Genomic DNA, 16856 nt, shown 5'->3' with positions numbered 1-16856 from the left:
TTTAAAACAATTGCCTTGAGCACAACCACTACTACATTTTCATTAAAGTCTGTTTTTGTTGATTTCAAAGAAATTACCAAAGCAGGTTTGGCGATTAGCGTGGTTTTCTCATCCATTGCAGGGTATTTGTTGGGTGTTGATACAATCAATCAAGCGACTATTACCACTTTAATCATGTTAGCAATTGGTGGCTATTGTATGGTGGGCGCTTCAAATGCCTACAATCAAATCATCGAGAAAGATTTGGATGCCTTGATGGATCGTACCAGAAATCGACCAATTCCTTCGGGAAGAATGTCAACGACTACTGCTTTTATCATTGCGTCCATTTTAACCGTTATCGGAATTGTAATTCTCTACAATATCAATGAAAAATCGGCCATGTTTGGAGCAATTTCCATATTTTTATACACCAGTGTTTACACACCTTTAAAAACCAAAACACCATTGTCGGTTTTTGTTGGAGCATTTCCAGGAGCGATCCCGTTTATGTTGGGATGGGTAGCGGCTAGAGGAGAATTCGGAATTGAAGCAGGAACTTTGTTTTTGATTCAGTTTTTTTGGCAATTTCCACATTTTTGGTCCATTGGCTGGTTTTTATACGACGATTATAAAAAGGGAGGGTTCTATATGCTTCCTTCTGGTGAAAAAGATAAATCAACAGCAATGCAGACCATTTTGTATACGATTTGGTTAATTGTGGCGTCAATATTGCCAAGTTTTGGATATACAGGACAGTTGTTTTTAACTCCAATTTCGGCGGTAATGGTATTGCTTTTGGGATTTTGGATGTTGTTTTACGCTGTAAAATTGTATCAAAACAAAACCGATAAAGCGGCTAAGACATTGATGTTGGTGAGTGTTTCTTATATTTCACTATTACAATTAGTATATATTTTAGATAAATTTTTAAGATAATGACAACTATGACAATCCAAGAAGAGAAAGAAAGAGACGATAGATCGAAAAAGCTGTTATTGCTTTTCGGGATGTTGAGTATGTTTATGATGTTTGCTGGATTAACAAGTGCTTATATTGTAAGTGCTTCTCGAAAAGATTGGATGCACGAAATGGTGCTTCCTTCAGCATTTACATTTAGTACAATTGTAATGGTAATGAGTAGTATCACTATTCATTTTGCCAAATTGGCCATAAAAAGAGACGATAGAAAAAATACCACCTTATTTTTATTAGGTACTTTAGCGTTAGGAATCACTTTTGTTTTCTTCCAGTTTAAAGGATTTAGTCAAATTGTAGACATGGGCTTTTTCTTCACAGGAAGTGAAAGTACAATTACCACTACATTCTTGTATATGTTGGTGATTTTGCACATGGCGCACCTATTTGCGGGAGTAATTTCGCTTTTAATCATAATTTATAATCATTTTAAACAAAAATACAATTCGTCTCAAACTATTGGAATTGAGCTAGGTGCGATGTTTTGGCACTTTTTAGATTTGCTTTGGGTATTTTTGTTTTTATTTTTGTATTTCGTATAAAAAGAAAAAAACGTACATTTGACAACTTTTTAAATATATTTCTATGGCAACTACAGTTACTTCAAGTACTGAAGGGAAAACATGGGGCGGCGGAAACGAGCCAATGAATGCAAGTTATGGTAAACTGATGATGTGGTTTTTCATCGTTTCCGATGCATTGACATTCTCAGGTTTCTTAGCAGCTTACGGTTTTTCAAGATTTAAATTTATCGAAACTTGGCCTTTGGCTGATGAAGTTTTTACACACTTTCCATTTATGCATGGCGTTTCTGCTCCGATGTATTATGTGGCTTTAATGACGTTTATCCTTATCTTTTCATCGGTAACGATGGTGTTGGCAGTTGATGCAGGGCATCAAATGAAAAAAACAAAAGTAGCAGTATACATGTTGTTAACCATTGTGGGAGGTTTAATTTTCGTAGGTTCTCAAGCTTGGGAATGGAAAAACTTTATCAAAGGTGAGTATGGTGCAATCGAATCTAAAGGAGGTTCTATTTTGCAATTCGTAGATACACACGGAAAACGTGTGGCATTACACGAATTTGCTGCCGATATCCCTCAAGAAAGAGTACAACACACTCGTAGTAATGGTATTTGGTTTACTGAAGAGCCTGCTTTGCCGTCAGTTTCTGTTGCAGAAGTGGTAGAAGGTTTTAAATCTCACCCGGATTTATTAGTTCGTACAGAAGTAATCAATCCTGAGACCAAACAAAAAGTAGTTTTGTCACGTGAAGAATCGTTAAAAAGATTAGAAGGCGCTAAAACAGTTGTTGAAGGAGCAAATCTACATCAAAACGAATACGGAAGTAAATTATTTGCAGATTTCTTCTTCTTTATTACTGGTTTCCATGGATTCCACGTATTTTCAGGAGTTATTTTTAATATCATTATTTTCTTTAATGTTATTTTAGGTACTTACGAAAGAAGAGGTAGTTATGAAATGGTTGAAAAAGTTGGATTATACTGGCACTTTGTAGATTTAGTTTGGGTATTCGTATTCACATTCTTCTACTTAGTTTAATAATAAAAATATTCTTATGGGACATTCACACGAATCAAACGTAGGTAGAATCTGGAAAGTATTCGGATTTCTTTCTCTTATAACAATTGTAGAAGTAGCTTTAGGTATTGTGAAACCTCATGGTTTGCATTTTACTAATTTCTTAGGAATGAATTTACTGAACTGGATCTTCATTATCCTTACCGTTGTTAAAGCATACGGAATTATGTGGGCATTCATGCACCTTGAAGGCGAAACATCAACTTTAAGATGGTCAATCGTTGCACCACTAGTATTCTTAATTTTATATTTAGTATTTATCTTGCTAGTTGAAGCTGATTATATATTTGAAGTGTTTAAAAACTCTACCATTAAATGGAATTTTTAACAACATATTAATTCAAGAAGAATCCCGATTTTATCGGGATTTTTTTATTTTTGTACTCTCTAAAACAACTTCTGTCTCATGAAGAACAAACTGGTCCTTATTTTGCTTTTAGCCTTGCCTATTGTAATCTATATGATATTTGCTTCGGCAACGCATAATCAGCTTTTTTTGCCTACTATTTCTAAAAATAATGCCGACTTGCCAGCATGGAAATCGTTAAAAGATGAAAAAGTCTCGTTAAAAAATAAAATCACAGTACTCGGTTTTATTGGTAGCGACATTAAAGCCAATCAAGGAAATATTTTTAATTTAAACCAAAAGATTTACGATAAATATGTTGGTTTCAAAGATTTTCAAGTGGTATTAGTAGCGCAAGATGGAAGTCAAAAGCAAGTGGGCGAACTAATGGACAAACTAGCCGCTTTTACCGAAAATATGACGGGTTATAAAATTGTATTTGCTTCCCCCAAAGAAATTCAAACCTTTTATGATGGTTTCCATTTGAAAGGGAAGTTGAGTGCCGATTTGAGTACTTCGGAAGTGCTCATTTTGGATAAAGATATCAATCATCGTGGCCGAAAAGGAAAAAACAAAGCAGGAAAGGAAGAATATCGTGAAAGTTACAACACTACTTCTGCTGCCGATTTGCACAACGAAATGACAGATGATGTCAAGATATTGCTTCGCGAATACCGTTTGGCTTTAAAGCGAAACAAAAACAAAGAGAATTTCCGTTTACACGAAAAGAAATAACAGATGAAAAATAAATCATACATCGGAACCAGTTTAATCATTCTAATTTTCGGAATTATTTTTATTCCAAAAATTGTGAGTAGAATTAAAAATGGGGAAGTGGTTAAAAGTGATCGCTTGAATAAAGTTTCAGATGAAGGAACGGGTAAAAGTGATTTGGTAACTATTGGTAAAGCACCCAGTTTCTCCTTAACCAATCAAAATGGGAAAACCATTTCCAATGAAGATTACAATGGGAAAGTATATGTAGTAGAATTTTTCTTTGCGACTTGTCCGACGATTTGTCCGATCATGAATAAAAACATGAAAGAAGTGCAAGCGAGTTTTGCTTCCAATGCTAATTTCGGAATCGCTTCTATCACTATTAATCCAGAAAATGATACGCCCGAAGCTTTAAAAAAACACGCTGAAACTATCGATGCTAAAGGAATGAATTGGCATTTTTTAACCGGAGATAAAAACACAATCTTTGAAATCGCCAACAAAGGATACAACCTGTATGTTGGTGAAAATAAAAAAGCAAATGGTGGATTCGAGCATTCAGGACTTTTTGCTTTAATCGATAAAAATGGAAATATTAGATGTCGTAAAGATGATTTTGGAAATCCAATTATTTATTATGACGGATTAAAAGCAGAAGGAATTAAACAAATTAAACACGATATATCAAAATTACTAGCGGAATAATGGAACAGAACAACATCGAAAAAAAATACAACGTTTGGATTATCATTTTATCCATTGCCATTCCATTAGTGGTGGCGGTATTGTTTAAAGTAAAACTTAGAGATTTTGGGTTCGATGTGAAGCCATTGTCTTTTTTACCACCAATTTATGCCACAATCAACGGGATTACAGCATTATTATTGGTTTGGGCCGTGATGGCGATTAAAAAAGGGAATCGTGCCTTACACGAACGTTTAATGAAAATAGCCATTGGGTGTTCGGTTGCCTTTTTAGGGATGTATGTGGCCTATCACATGACTTCTGAAGCGACCAAATATGGTGGGGAAGGCATCATGAAAGGAATTTATTTTTTCATCTTGATTTCACACATTGCTTTGTCAATTACCATTATTCCATTGGTGTTAATTACTTATGTTCGCGCTTTAGCGGAACGTTTCGACCGTCATAAGAAAATTGCCAAAATTACATTTCCGCTTTGGTTGTATGTGGCCGTGACAGGAGTGATTGTCTATCTTATGATTTCACCGTATTATGTTCAGTAAAGATAAAAAGGATAAGGGAAAAGTAATAAGAGAAAAGGGAAAAGCGAAAAGTACAAATATTAAAGTAATTTTAGCTTTTGCCTTCTGGCTTCTCCCTTTTGCCTCAAATGCACAATGCGCAATGTGTCGTGCTTCTTTAGAGAGTTCGGGTGAAACCACGCAAGCGCAAGCCGTAAATGACGGGATTTTGTATCTAATGGCTATTCCTTATATTTTGGTGGGAATAGTAGCACTTTATATTTACAGAATGTACAGTAAGAAAAGGAAGGTATAAGATTTACACTTCGTAATTTTACCTACATCCCATTTACATTTACTTTGACATTGCCGGTAATATTCAAGAACGCTACAATAGAATTATTGGTTAGTTGTACTTTATCGAAGGTAATATCATTTAATTTTCCATTAACAAAAACCCCTTGCATCGGCGAGTAATTGTTCAAATAATGTAAAATATTCTTTTTGCCTTCGTCTAAATTAGGCTGAATGGAATAGCGACATTTTTCTCTAATCATATTCAAGATAAGTCCTTGAAATAACCAATTGGCCGATTTCATTAATTTGCTTTTCGTTTCTAAGGCATAGTCCAAATCGTCAAAAAACAATTCTTTTTTTTCTGTGTTGTATTGCGGAAAACCAGAAAGGTAAATTCTTCCATTCAAGCTTCCAATCATGTCTAGCGCAATGACCATTTTGCCTCTTTTGTGCCAAATTTCCACATTTTGAATCGTTACTTTTTTCTTTCCGGAACCAAATACTTGTCCTTTAAAATTATTGGTCATCACACGGGAAGCATCTTGATAGGTAGATACAGCAGCAATATTCGCAATCACTCTATCGGGTAAATTCGCAATGGGTTTTAAGGCAATTTTATCTTTATTGAACGCTGGTTTTGGTTTTTGTCCAATGTACGATTCCATCAAACATTTTAAACCAACATTCATATTGATATTGTTTTTTTCTAGTTTGGCTTCAGTAGCGTAGAGTTCTTGTGGTGTCACTTTTAGCCAGGTTTGATACGTGGCACTCATTTCAACAGGTTCGCTCGCTTTTTGCATCATTTCCAAAATATTCGATTTAAAATCTAAGGTTTTATTCATCGAATTATCTATCATTTTTTCAATTTTCGATTCAAAAATGCGAATGGTAGGATTGATCAAATAGGTAATTTTAATTTCTTTCCCGCCAATGCCAACTGTTGGACTGTCAACCCAGTCAATGTTTTCCAATTCAGTCGTCGTAATAACTTTCCAGTTGGTCATTTTAACATCACTAAGTAAGGTGACATTTCCATTCAAATTAAACTCACGGGTGTCGTATAAATTCAGACCAAATGCAGCAGTGCCATATTTTACTTTAGCCCAAATTTTAAGCGGTACAATCGTTTTTAATTTACCATCGGTTTCTGAAATATGAATAGGCCCATTTTTCCAAATCTTCATTTCGGTGTTGTCACCTTCCAGAATATTGTCTTCATAAATCAATCCATTCAAAGCCTTATTGGTTTGCGTTTCAATATCTTTTAGCGAGAGTTGAATAGGAAAACTTATATAGGACGACGTAACCGGGTAATTTATTGGCGAGGCTTCATCGGGTTCAGGTTTCATTAATTCTATTTTTTGTACGGTGGAACAACTGAATAAAATTACAGAACTTATAAGGATAATTAAATGTTTCATTTCTAAATAATTTCAGCAAAAGTAAAATTATTTTTCATCTAGTTGTAACAAAATCAAAAAGGGATTGTCTAATGAGAAACATCAAAATTAGGAAGTAGTAACTTTCGTTTTTAATAATGAATAAAATTCAATCCCTTTTAGTAATTTTTGCCTTTGTTTCTTTGAGTTCTTTTGGTCAATCCAAAAAATGGACCTTAGAAGAATGTGTCAATTATGCTTTGCAAAATAACATTTCTATAAAACAATCTACGTTTGATAGTGAGTTAACCGATATTACCAGAAAAGATGCCATTGGTCGTTTTTTACCCTCGGCAAATGCAAATGCCAGTCATTCTTGGAATATTGGTTTGAATCAAAATATCACAACGGGTTTGTTGGAGAATCAAACCACTCAATTTACTTCCGCTGGGTTAAATGTGGGTGTTGATATTTATAAAGGAATGCAAAACCAAAATCAGTTGCGTAAAGCCAATTTGTCTAAAATTGCCGCACAGTATCAGTTGACAAAAATGCAAGAAGATGTTTCGCTTAATGTGGTTAACGCATATTTGCAGATTTTGTTTAACAAAGAGAATCTAAAAGTTCAAAAAGAACAATTGGTTTTAGATACAAAACAAATGGAAAGGACTACAGAGTTAGTTGAAGCAGGAGTTGTGGCCAAAGGGGATTTGTTAGACGTAAAAGCGACCTTGGCGACAGATAATCAACGCTTGATTAATGCCGAAAATACATTGTTGCTTTCAAAATTAAGTTTAGGACAATTATTACAATTAGCAGATTTTAAAGATTTTGATATCGCCGATGAAGATATTGTAGTAAAAGACAGTCCGGTATTATTAGAAGAACCCAATGCCATTTTGAAGAAAGCCAAAGAAACCAGAACCGAATTAAAGTTAGCGCAAACCAATTTGCAATTGGCAGAAAAAGACATACAAATCGCAAAAGGAGCCTACCAACCCACATTGCAAGGTTTTTATGGTTTCAATACGAGAGCGTCCAATTCCGATCGAATTTTATTCAACTCAAGCGGGCAGGTCATCGGGATAAGTGGACCAAATGCATTGTTCAATCAGTTTAGTGATAATAAGGGACAAAATTTTGGAGCACAACTTACGATTCCAATTTTTAACGGATTTGCCACTCGTAACAATGTGAGTCGCTCTAAAGTTGCCCTAGAAAAATCGAAGTTAGCCTTAAATCAGCAAGAATTAGATTTAGAACGAACGGTTTATACCGCTTTTACAGATACGAAAGGCGCACAAAAAACGCACGAATCGGCCACTGCTACATTAGAAGCACGTCAAAATGCGATGGAGTACGCAAAAGAGAGATATGAAGTAGGATTGATGAATATTTTTGATTATAACCAAACGCAAACCATGTTTGTGAACGCACAATCGGAAGTATTACGAACCAAGTACGATTATATTTTTAGAACTAAAATTTTAGAATTCTATTTCGGAATTCCAATTATAAATAATAAATAAATTATGTCAAGCAATAAAAAATATTACATAATAGGTGGAAGTGTATTGGCGATTTTTGCTTTAATCGGCTTGAGTAAATCAGGTGTTTTTGGCGAGAAGAAGAATGGTACTGAAGTTGAAATTGCAAAAGTAGAACAACGCACTGTGGTAGAAACTGTTTCGGCTACAGGAAAAATTCAACCGGAAATAGAAGTCAAAATATCTTCTGAAGTTTCTGGAGAAATAATTGCATTACCCGTAAAAGAAGGGCAAAGCGTGAAGAAAGGCGATTTGTTAGTTCGTGTCAATCCAGAATTGTACACCTCAGGACTAAATCGTTCTCAAGCTGGTTTGTCGAACACAAAAGCAGGACTATCGCAAGCAGACGCTCAATTTAAAGAGGCAAAATCGAGTTACGAAAGAAGTAAAAAACTATTCGATAAAGGTATTATCTCTCGTGCTGAATGGGAGAAGTCGGTTGCAGCTTTTGAAGGGGCTCAAGCAGCTAAACAAGCGGCTTATTACAACGTGCAAAGTGCTTCAGCAACGGTAAACGAATCAAAAGAAAACTTAGGGAAGACGGCTATTTATGCACCGGTTGGTGGAACCATTTCTAAGTTGGATGTTGAATTGGGAGAACGTGTCTTAGGAACACAACAAATGGCTGGTACCGAGTTAATGCGTGTGGCCGATTTAAACAATATGGAAGTAGAAGTAGATGTGAATGAAAATGATATTGTAAAAATTGAAATCGGAGACGAAGCAAAAGTAGAAGTAGACGCTTATTTGCGAAAAGAATTTAAAGGAATTGTGACGAGTATTTCCAATTCGGCGAGTACGGCTTTATCGGCAGATCAAGTGACGAATTTTAAAGTAAAAGTTAGAATTTTAAAAGAATCGTATGAAGATATTATGAAAGGGAAACCTTCTGGTTTTTCTCCATTTCGTCCAGGCATGACCGCTACCGTTGATATTTTTACAACCAGAAAAGAAAATGTAATTGCTGTGCCAATTAGTGCCGTGGTGATGCGTACCGATACTACATCGACTAGAAATGCCTATGCTGTTGAAAACGAACAGGAAGGGAAGCCTGAAGTGAAAAATGAAAAACGTTACGAATGTGTTTTTGTAAAAGTTGGAAACAAAGTAAAGATCAAAATAATCACGACAGGAATTCAAGACGATATGTATATTGAAGTACTTTCAGGGTTAAATAAAGGGGAAGAAATTGTAACCGGGCCTTATACCGTTGTGACCAAAGATTTGAATCCTGGGGATGAAGTGTATATCAAATCGAAAGAAGAAATAGAGGCAGAAAAGAAGAAGGAAAGAGAGGCCGCTAAGGAAGAAGCCGAAAAATCAAAAATAAGTTAGTAGAAAGCTCCAAATGGAGCTTTTCTTTTTTAGAATTTCTTCTCACCTTTGTACAATAGAAATAAACAATGACTTATATTCTTCAAATTGAAACAGCGACCAGAAATTGTTCGGTTGCTTTGGCAAAAGACGGACAAACGCTACTTTGTAAAGAAATCGCAGAAAGCGGTTTTTCGCACGCCGAAAAATTGCATGTTTTTATGGAAGCGATTCTAAAAGAAGCGCAATTAGAATTTAAAGACTTGTCAGCTATTGCCGTAAGCCAAGGACCGGGTTCCTATACTGGTTTACGTATTGGTGTCTCGGCGGCAAAAGGACTGTGTTATTCGTTGAATATTCCGTTAATAGGAATTGACACTTTGGAAACGTTGGCTCGAAAGCTAACCATTGAAAAAGGGGTTGTCATTCCTATGATTGATGCACGAAGAATGGAATGTTATACGGCCGTTTTTGATACTACTTATCAAAAGGTAAAAGCCATTCAGTCGGAAATTATCGATGAAAATTCCTTTGGAGAAATACAAGAAACGATTCATTTTGTGGGAGATGGTGCAGCCAAGTGTAAAACGGTTTTAACAGATGCTAAGTTTGTATTTCACGACGAAATTGAATTTCCTTCGGCAAATGAAATGTCTGCAATTGCTTTTGATAAATACAAAAAAAACGACACGGTTGATGTCGCTTATTTTGAACCTTTTTACTTGAAAGATTTTATGTTGCCTTCCGCCAAATTATAAGTTGTTATACTGGCTAAAATTAAATTTGAATTTATTTTAAATCCAATGAAGTTTTTAAAATGAGCTTAGAATTATCAAATATATTGATGAAAAAATACCCTTTTTCTAAGTTTGTTGTTGGAATCTCTTGCTCTACTTTAATAGTTTTGTTTTGGTAGTTTACATTAGATTGCCCGCTGAATGTTAAGGTTTGATTTCCAAAATTTTCTGTTTTTTTACTTCCGATAACATTGTTTTTACTGTCGATGATTTGAATGTAAAAATCTTTGGACATTGCTTTAGCAAAATCATTTTCGGCAATCATAAAGCTTACTTTAATCACATCGGTTCTACTTGCTTTATCGGTTTCCGTTTGACTTCCTGAACTTTTTACTTTTAACGGTGTGACCTTCAAGTCATAAAAATATAATTTAGCAGCTTCATTCACTTTTGTTGCTAATTTTTTATTCGACGTTTTTAAGGTGTCAATTGCTTTTCTTTCACTTTTAAGAATGACATTCGTGCTGTCAACCTTTTTTTTGTAGCTGTTTAGTTCTTTAATTAATGATGTAATTTTAGCATCTGCATTTTGGGCTTCTTGTCTAAATTGAGCTATTTGACTGCTGTCAATTTTACTATTTTGTAAATTTTTTAATTGTGCAATCAACTGATTTACTTTGTTTTGTTCTTCGACCAATTCTTTTGACAAAGCAGATTTGTTTGAAAGCGCTTGTTCTAAGTAAATTTTAGATTTCTCAAGATCATTTAGAATGGCTTGTTTTTCATTGGTTAACTCCAATTTTTCATGACGCAAAGAAACAATCGTATTTTTTGTTTTGCTACCTTGTTTGTAGATGTAAAAAAGACTACAAAGCATGGTGAATGTCAATAAAATAATTATGATTTTAAAACTATTGTTAGTGTTTGTGGAACGTTCGTTGATTTTTTTTGACATAATTTAAAAGAAGCTTTTTTAAGCTATACTTTGATTTAGATTTTTTAATGTTGTTTCCTGCCTGATGTTTTTGTCTAACAGATAATAAAGCGAAATGCCTATTAATCCAATAATACTCATTAAAAGCCAATTGGAGAAATAATTATAATTATCAATAACAATTAAACCAATTTTTGGGCTAAGTATTTGTGCAGCACTAAAACTCATCGCATAAAAAGCCATATATTTTCCTTCATGACCACTAATGGCTCGAGTGAAAGCAAATGTATTTGAAAACGAAAATAATAAAATTTGTCCAATAGTTATCAATAAAATACTGATTATTAAAAATACGATTGAATTGGAAAATAACAAGAAGAAAAACCCAGAGGTCATAAAAGCGGCTCCGAATAAAATAATCTTGGTAGCATCAATTTCTGTTTTTTCCAGAAAACCGATTAATGGCATTTCAAAAAGGAACACAAGAAGGCCATTGAGCGACAATAATAATCCGATTTGTAATTCCGTTAATTTTAATTTTTCAGAATTATACAATGGAATGGTTGTAAACAATTGAAAGAATAAAAAGGCTGTTAAGAAACTGGCAAATAAAAAGATCAGAAAATTACTATCGTTAAGAATGCTTGCTGGTTTGCTATTTAATTCTTTCTTGTTTTTTCGATGTATCATTTTTCTTGCTTTATACATTTTACTTTCATCTATTAAAAGCATAAAAATGGTAATCGCTAGGATACAAGTGATTCCGTCTATCCAAAAAAGCATATCGTAATTGTCTTTTTTAATTACTAACCCAGCAATTATAGGTCCCGAAATAATACCCAAATTAACGGCTAATCTCACTAGTGTAAGGGCTCTGGTTCTGTTTTTTTTGTTGGTAAAATTGGAAACCGCAACATACATAGCAGGTTTGTAAGTGTCGGCAATGGCAGTAACCAAAAACAGTCCGATGCAAATTTCAACAAAATCATAGAGAAACATAATGGCTATAATACCAAAACCAGTTAAAAAGAGACTCGAAAGCATGACGGTGTAAAAACCAGTGATGTCGGTTAATTTTCCGCCCAACCAATTGCCAAACAATGCTCCGACGCCGATGCAAACAAGCATCCATCCAATTTCAGTAAGGCTAAAAAATAAACTTTCGTGCAGGTATTTTGTTAAAAATAACATGACCATTGCCCCAGCACGATTGATATAGGTTATTAACGTTAAAACCCATATTTCTTTTGAAAACCCTCTAAAGTTATCAAAGTAGGTGTTTAAATAACTTTTCATTTCATTTTATTTTTTAAATCAATTGACTTTAGGGACTGCATCAAATTGAAAGATTAATTGATATCAGTGATGAATGTTTGGGGACATGCAACATTGATGAGAATATTTTTATTAATAAATCTTTTTAACTTTTTTAGATCGATCGGCGATATACGATACCAGCCAAGCAATTTGGCCTTCTTTGGCAAAATATAATTTCTTATCGTTAATGTCTGGAATAGCTTCCAAACAGGTAAGCAATAGATTACTTCCTGAAATTAAATATTTTTGAGAATAGGTTTTTAATACTCTTTCGGCATCTTTGTCTGTTTTGGCTAATTCTTCAAATCTTCTGAAATTGTTTTTAAGTACGGCATCATAATACAAAACATCTTCTAGTTTGAACTCGTTAAAAGCTTGTTTGGCCGCTCCGTTGTAAAGGGTGTAAAACGCCCAAACCGCTCCTCCAGACATAAATACTTTTTCTTTTTCTAAGGCCACCGGACTTGTGCCATACATGGCTTTGATTTGATCTCTTAAAGTGGGTAAGAAACCGAATAATTTTTCATTGAATTCAGAGACATCATCTTTTCTGGTTTTCTTCAGAACCGCTTCTGTTAATGTGATAGAGCCAAAATCTACACTTAATGGAAAGAATACAAAATTGTTGTCATTCTTTACGTCTATATAGCCACCTTTTGTGTTTCCACCTCCGATATCTAATACCATGGAGTCTTTATAATCAACAGGAGGCACGCAACCTTTTAAAAGCATTTTTCCTTCCGTTTGGGCATTAATAAACTCTACGTCTTTTCTTGTGGTAAGTTTAATTTTGTCGATTAACTCTTGTGTGTTTTTAGCCATTGCTACACCAGAGGAACCTACAATGAATATGTTTTCGTCGGCTACCTTAATTTCGTCTCTAATTTTTATGTAATTATTAACTACAACTGTAGCAGCTCGGTCAATATCTTCTTTTGCTAAATTTCCGTCAATCGCAATTCCTTTGGCGATTCCTACGTTTTCTGACCAATACGATTTAACGACATAGTCGCCTTTTTTGATGTTGGTAACTTCTACAACAGACATTTTTATCCCTTTACTCCCAATTTCAATCCCGGCAAAAATGCCTGAATCCTGACAGAACATAAAGTTTTGGACAAATAAAAATACTAGGCAATGTAGTGCTTTTTTAATGTTCATAAGTAGTGTTTTAAATTAAAAAAAATATTTGTGGGGACTCAAATATATTAAAATTTTGTTAACATCAAAGCAAAAATTGCATAAGAACAAAAAAAATCCGCATTAGCGGATTTAAGTATTAAATTTTCTTACAAATTAGACTTTCATAATTTCAGCCTCTTTGATGGCAAGATGTTCTTCAATTTTTTTGATGAAAGCATCGGTTAATTTTTGAACATTTTCTTCTGCTGTTTTGCAAATGTCTTCAGAGGTGCCATCTTTTTCTAACTTTTTGATATCAGTATTCGCATCTTTACGGGCATTACGAATCCCTATTTTTGCATCTTCTGCTTCTGCTTTGGCTTGTTTAACAAGGTCTTTACGACGCTCTTCCGTTAATGGCGGCACCGAAATAATAATGTTGTCACCATTATTCATAGGATTAAAACCAATATTGGCAATCATAATGGCTTTTTCAATAGGTTGTAACATGTTCTTCTCCCATGGCGTTACAGTAATGGTTCTGGCATCAGGAGTATTAATGTTTGCTACTTGAGAAAGTGCCGTTTGTGAGCCATAATAGTCTACAAAAACACTACCTAACATTTGTGGAGATGCTTTTCCAGCTCTAATGTTTAAAAATTCTTTTTCTAAATGCGCAATCGAACCTTCCATTGATTCTTTGGTGCTGTCTAGTATAAAATTAATTTCTTCTGTCATTTTTTTTTAGATTGTTAGACTACTTGGATTGTTAGACTACTTAGATTTTTCATATTTCTTAAACTATTATGCATTTTATGATAGTCTAAGATGTCTTAAAATCTAACGATCTAAGTTGTCTGAATTATATATTCACTACTGTTCCTATGTTTTCTCCTTGGCAAATTTTAAGCAAATTACCTTCTTTATTCATATCGAATACAATAATTGGCAATTCGTTTTCTTGACTTAAGGTAAATGCAGTGGTATCCATTACGTTTAATCCTTTTTTTAAGACGTCTTCAAACGAAATATAGTCAAATTTCACGGCATCGGCATTTTTTTCTGGGTCGGCATTGTAAATTCCGTCTACACGTGTTCCTTTCAAAATCACATCGGAATTGACTTCCACTCCTCTTAAAACGGCTGCAGTATCGGTTGTGAAATAAGGATTTCCAGTTCCGGCACCAAAAATAACAATACGTCCTTTTTCTAAGTGACGAACGGCTCTTCTTTTGATATAAGGCTCGGCAATAGCTTCAATTTTTAAGGCAGTTTGTAATCGGGTTAGCATTCCTTTTTCTTCTAAGGCTCCTTGTAACGCCATTCCGTTAATTACGGTAGCAAGCATTCCCATATAGTCACCTTGCACTCTGTCCATACCATTACTGGCTCCGGCTACTCCTCTAAAAATGTTTCCACCACCAATTACGATTGCGATTTGAACCCCTAAAGCGTGAATTTGTTTGATTTCATCTGCATATTCTGCTAATCTTTTTGGGTCAATTCCGTATTGACGATCGCCCATAAGAGCTTCGCCACTTAATTTCAAAAGTATTCTTTTGTATTTCATTGTGTTTATTTTGCCCTGCAAATATAAAGATAATCTTCTATTTTAGAAATATTGAATTAGCTTGTTTTGTGAAAGGGTTTGATGTATTTACCAATGATGTAGTGTCCGAGATAAATTAGGGGTGTCATGCAAATCGCAATAATCAATTTTACAAAGTATCCGGTGAAGGCCGATTGGATAAAAACAGGGGTCGACATGATTCCGGTGGCCCAAAAAGCAATCCCTAGAACGATGAAGCTATCAAACAATTGTGAAATAACAGTCGATCCGGTGCTTCGCAACCAAATCATTTTACTTCCGGTTTTGTTTTTGAAGAAATGAAAAATACTGGTATCGATGAGTTGCGATACTAAAAAGGCAATAATACTTCCCACAATAATCCACATACTTTGTCCAAAAACGGCATGAAATTGTTCGTCGGAAATGGTGCTGATTCCTTTGGCGGCGGGAATTTGCATGGCAATATATAAGACAAAAAAGCAATACGCAATGAGTCCGGCGGTAATTACGGAAAGTTTTCGAACGCCGCTACGGCCATAGTATTCGTTAATTAAATCGGTAATGATAAAAACCACAGGCCAGGGCAAAATGCCCACACTCATGACGCTGGTTCCGACAAAGATTAATTTTCCGCCGATGAGTTCGGCTACTACTGCATTGGTGATAAATATTCCGGCAAGAATGAAGAAAATAATTTCTTTTTTGGTTTGAAGCATAGCAGTGACTTTTTTCAAAGATAGAAATTTTCTGATTTTTTCACCTTCAACAAATTGTAAATGTTGTTAAAAAAAATCCCCTAATGAATACACAATAGGGGATTTTGATTTTTTTTATGATGATGGATTACCACCAACCTACTACATTGTAAGTAACATTTTTAGGCTGACCATTTCCGTAAGCCACACCTACATCACGATATGCTTTGATAAGATCTTTTTCCAAACCTACTTCTTTCTCGTAGTTTAAGTTCCATTCTCTTTTGTCGATTTCGATTACTCTTTTTCCAACTCTAGCAGAAAGCGCTTTGGCTTCGCCCACACAGCTAGCGGCTGGATCAATGGTTGATAATATTTCTCCCACGCTAATTGCAGTATTGTAATCTTGAGTAGCATTCCAAAGATTGTTGGCTTCCATTAGTTTGGTTTTACAATCTCTATCAATCATTTTTTTGTAAATAGAAGGGATTACTGCCATTGTTTTGTTGAAGCATTCTGTACATTCTGCAGGAACCGCAGTCAATTTAAAAATAGCTTCGTCATACATGTTTTGTTTGTCAAGAAGTTGTGCTTCTTTGATTAACTGATTACAAGTTGTTTTGTAATATTCTACAATTTTATTTTTGCCACTAGTTACAAAAGCTTGTATCCCAGCATCATTTTGTTTGATGTTTTTGAATGCATCAATATAGGCTTTGGTTTCGTTAATACCCACACCTTTTACAGTAACGGATTTGCTGGCAAACTTCTTACCGTCAATTCCATCACCAATATATAAGGTAACATCAAGGGTTAAAGCTGTCATTGGAGGAGCGCTCGCGATCAAATCTTTTGTCATTACCATAGCATTTGCTGTAATGATAAATCTTGAATTATAGCTTGATTTGGCAATTCCGTTTGTGCTAATAATTTGATTTAACTTGTTGGTAAGCATGCTGTTTGCTTGCTCTGACATGCTTTCCTGAGCAGGGATGTATGTTGCCAAGGCAATTTTTCCTAACTCGTTAGCATTAGCTTCTTGTGCTACAGTACAAGTTGAAAAACCTACTATTGCAGCGAAACTGTATATGAATTTATTTATTGATTTTTTCAT

19 protein-coding genes are annotated in these 16856 nt (G+C 34.7%); 11 read left to right on the top strand and 8 right to left on the bottom strand.

All coding sequences use genetic code 11. The annotated features are described in order from the left end of the window. Positions 1-15 precede the first annotated feature (15 nt). The 8 genes from cyoE (at position 16) to EQG63_RS01420 (ending at position 5143) form a co-directional block, all read left to right on the top strand. Positions 16-918 carry a heme o synthase gene (cyoE, locus tag EQG63_RS01455; RefSeq protein WP_129433686.1) on the top strand — a complete coding sequence of 301 codons (903 nt, stop codon included), beginning with the start codon at positions 16-18 and terminating at the stop codon, positions 916-918. Continuing rightward, the gene (locus EQG63_RS01450) at positions 918-1499 is read left to right on the top strand and encodes a cytochrome c oxidase subunit 3 (protein WP_129433684.1); all 582 of its coding nucleotides are present in this window, start codon (positions 918-920) and stop codon (positions 1497-1499) included. Before cyoE ends, EQG63_RS01450 begins: the two co-directional genes overlap by 1 nt. A 43-nt stretch (positions 1500-1542) precedes the next feature. Continuing rightward, positions 1543-2520, top strand: a complete 978-nt coding sequence (locus EQG63_RS01445; RefSeq protein ID WP_129433682.1) for a cytochrome c oxidase subunit 3 — start codon at positions 1543-1545, stop codon at positions 2518-2520. A gap of 16 nt (positions 2521-2536) precedes the next feature. Beyond that, entirely contained in the window at positions 2537-2887 is a 351-nt protein-coding gene (locus tag EQG63_RS01440) for a cytochrome C oxidase subunit IV family protein (protein ID WP_129433680.1), read from the top strand. 78 nt (positions 2888-2965) lie between these two features. Then, the gene (locus tag EQG63_RS01435) at positions 2966-3640 is read left to right on the top strand and encodes a hypothetical protein (protein WP_129433678.1); all 675 of its coding nucleotides are present in this window, start codon (positions 2966-2968) and stop codon (positions 3638-3640) included. A gap of 3 nt (positions 3641-3643) precedes the next feature. After that, positions 3644-4327 carry an SCO family protein gene (locus EQG63_RS01430; RefSeq protein WP_129433675.1) on the top strand — a complete coding sequence of 228 codons (684 nt, stop codon included), beginning with the start codon at positions 3644-3646 and terminating at the stop codon, positions 4325-4327. Further along, positions 4327-4869, top strand: a complete 543-nt coding sequence (locus tag EQG63_RS01425) for a DUF420 domain-containing protein (protein ID WP_129433672.1) — start codon at positions 4327-4329, stop codon at positions 4867-4869. Before EQG63_RS01430 ends, EQG63_RS01425 begins: the two co-directional genes overlap by 1 nt. Continuing rightward, positions 4859-5143, top strand: coding sequence for a hypothetical protein (locus EQG63_RS01420; protein ID WP_235827797.1), 285 nt, complete (start codon positions 4859-4861; stop codon positions 5141-5143). The genes EQG63_RS01425 and EQG63_RS01420 overlap by 11 nt, the downstream gene beginning before the upstream one ends. A gap of 22 nt (positions 5144-5165) precedes the next feature. Here EQG63_RS01420 and EQG63_RS01415 read toward each other — a convergent pair whose 3' ends face one another. Next, a complete protein-coding gene (locus EQG63_RS01415) occupies positions 5166-6548 on the bottom strand; it encodes a DUF4403 family protein (RefSeq protein WP_129433669.1) in 1383 nt (460 codons plus the stop codon). Between the two features lie 116 nt (positions 6549-6664). Between EQG63_RS01415 and EQG63_RS01410 the strand changes: the two genes are divergently transcribed. The 3 genes from EQG63_RS01410 (at position 6665) to tsaB (ending at position 10125) form a co-directional block, all read left to right on the top strand. Continuing rightward, complete coding sequence (locus tag EQG63_RS01410; RefSeq protein ID WP_129433666.1) at positions 6665-8035, top strand: TolC family protein; 1371 nt, start codon at positions 6665-6667, stop codon at positions 8033-8035. Positions 8036-8038: 3 nt separating this feature from the next. Next, on the top strand, positions 8039-9388 hold the full coding sequence (locus EQG63_RS01405) for an efflux RND transporter periplasmic adaptor subunit (protein WP_129433663.1): 1350 nt from the start codon (positions 8039-8041) through the stop codon (positions 9386-9388). Between the two features lie 68 nt (positions 9389-9456). After that, on the top strand, positions 9457-10125 hold the full coding sequence (tsaB, locus tag EQG63_RS01400; RefSeq protein ID WP_129433659.1) for a tRNA (adenosine(37)-N6)-threonylcarbamoyltransferase complex dimerization subunit type 1 TsaB: 669 nt from the start codon (positions 9457-9459) through the stop codon (positions 10123-10125). Between the two features lie 31 nt (positions 10126-10156). Here tsaB and EQG63_RS01395 read toward each other — a convergent pair whose 3' ends face one another. The 7 genes from EQG63_RS01395 to EQG63_RS01365 all read right to left on the bottom strand — a co-directional run bounded on the left by EQG63_RS01395 (position 10157) and on the right by EQG63_RS01365 (position 16856). Then, positions 10157-11059, bottom strand: coding sequence for a hypothetical protein (locus tag EQG63_RS01395; protein ID WP_129433656.1), 903 nt, complete (start codon positions 11057-11059; stop codon positions 10157-10159). Between the two features lie 18 nt (positions 11060-11077). Further along, positions 11078-12334: an MDR family MFS transporter gene (locus tag EQG63_RS01390; RefSeq protein WP_129433653.1), complete on the bottom strand. Its 1257-nt coding sequence runs from the start codon at positions 12332-12334 to the stop codon at positions 11078-11080. A gap of 111 nt (positions 12335-12445) precedes the next feature. Further along, the gene (locus EQG63_RS01385) at positions 12446-13516 is read right to left on the bottom strand and encodes a Ppx/GppA phosphatase family protein (RefSeq protein ID WP_129433650.1); all 1071 of its coding nucleotides are present in this window, start codon (positions 13514-13516) and stop codon (positions 12446-12448) included. 135 nt (positions 13517-13651) lie between these two features. Then, a complete protein-coding gene (frr, locus tag EQG63_RS01380; protein WP_129433647.1) occupies positions 13652-14215 on the bottom strand; it encodes a ribosome recycling factor in 564 nt (187 codons plus the stop codon). Positions 14216-14339: 124 nt separating this feature from the next. Then, complete coding sequence (gene pyrH, locus EQG63_RS01375) at positions 14340-15047, bottom strand: UMP kinase (protein WP_129433644.1); 708 nt, start codon at positions 15045-15047, stop codon at positions 14340-14342. A 56-nt stretch (positions 15048-15103) separates the two neighbouring features. Continuing rightward, positions 15104-15763 carry a queuosine precursor transporter gene (locus EQG63_RS01370; RefSeq protein ID WP_129435234.1) on the bottom strand — a complete coding sequence of 220 codons (660 nt, stop codon included), beginning with the start codon at positions 15761-15763 and terminating at the stop codon, positions 15104-15106. 127 nt (positions 15764-15890) lie between these two features. Further along, the gene (locus tag EQG63_RS01365) at positions 15891-16856 is read right to left on the bottom strand and encodes a hypothetical protein (RefSeq protein WP_129433641.1); all 966 of its coding nucleotides are present in this window, start codon (positions 16854-16856) and stop codon (positions 15891-15893) included.

This window comes from Flavobacterium amnicola, assembly GCF_004122165.1.
GTDB classification, from domain to species: Bacteria; Bacteroidota; Bacteroidia; order Flavobacteriales; family Flavobacteriaceae; genus Flavobacterium; species Flavobacterium amnicola.
This window is presented reverse-complemented; position numbering and strand designations above follow the sequence as displayed.

Bases quoted from the DNA above. Each gene is read 5' to 3' on its own strand.
- EQG63_RS01450 (WP_129433684.1), top strand. From the start codon at position 918: ATGACAACTATGACAATCCAAGAAGAGAAAGAAAGAGACGATAGATCG.
- EQG63_RS01390 (WP_129433653.1), bottom strand. From the start codon at position 12,334: ATGAAAAGTTATTTAAACACCTACTTTGATAACTTTAGAGGGTTTTCA.
- EQG63_RS01365 (WP_129433641.1), bottom strand. From the start codon at position 16,856: ATGAAAAAATCAATAAATAAATTCATATACAGTTTCGCTGCAATAGTA.
- EQG63_RS01430 (WP_129433675.1), top strand. From the start codon at position 3,644: ATGAAAAATAAATCATACATCGGAACCAGTTTAATCATTCTAATTTTC.
- EQG63_RS01385 (WP_129433650.1), bottom strand. From the start codon at position 13,516: ATGAACATTAAAAAAGCACTACATTGCCTAGTATTTTTATTTGTCCAA.
- EQG63_RS01395 (WP_129433656.1), bottom strand. From the start codon at position 11,059: ATGTCAAAAAAAATCAACGAACGTTCCACAAACACTAACAATAGTTTT.
- EQG63_RS01445 (WP_129433682.1), top strand. From the start codon at position 1,543: ATGGCAACTACAGTTACTTCAAGTACTGAAGGGAAAACATGGGGCGGC.
- tsaB (WP_129433659.1), top strand. From the start codon at position 9,457: ATGACTTATATTCTTCAAATTGAAACAGCGACCAGAAATTGTTCGGTT.
- pyrH (WP_129433644.1), bottom strand. From the start codon at position 15,047: ATGAAATACAAAAGAATACTTTTGAAATTAAGTGGCGAAGCTCTTATG.
- EQG63_RS01425 (WP_129433672.1), top strand. From the start codon at position 4,327: ATGGAACAGAACAACATCGAAAAAAAATACAACGTTTGGATTATCATT.
- EQG63_RS01420 (WP_235827797.1), top strand. From the start codon at position 4,859: ATGTTCAGTAAAGATAAAAAGGATAAGGGAAAAGTAATAAGAGAAAAG.
- EQG63_RS01405 (WP_129433663.1), top strand. From the start codon at position 8,039: ATGTCAAGCAATAAAAAATATTACATAATAGGTGGAAGTGTATTGGCG.
- EQG63_RS01415 (WP_129433669.1), bottom strand. From the start codon at position 6,548: ATGAAACATTTAATTATCCTTATAAGTTCTGTAATTTTATTCAGTTGT.
- EQG63_RS01435 (WP_129433678.1), top strand. From the start codon at position 2,966: ATGAAGAACAAACTGGTCCTTATTTTGCTTTTAGCCTTGCCTATTGTA.
- frr (WP_129433647.1), bottom strand. From the start codon at position 14,215: ATGACAGAAGAAATTAATTTTATACTAGACAGCACCAAAGAATCAATG.
- EQG63_RS01370 (WP_129435234.1), bottom strand. From the start codon at position 15,763: ATGCTTCAAACCAAAAAAGAAATTATTTTCTTCATTCTTGCCGGAATA.
- EQG63_RS01440 (WP_129433680.1), top strand. From the start codon at position 2,537: ATGGGACATTCACACGAATCAAACGTAGGTAGAATCTGGAAAGTATTC.
- EQG63_RS01410 (WP_129433666.1), top strand. From the start codon at position 6,665: ATGAATAAAATTCAATCCCTTTTAGTAATTTTTGCCTTTGTTTCTTTG.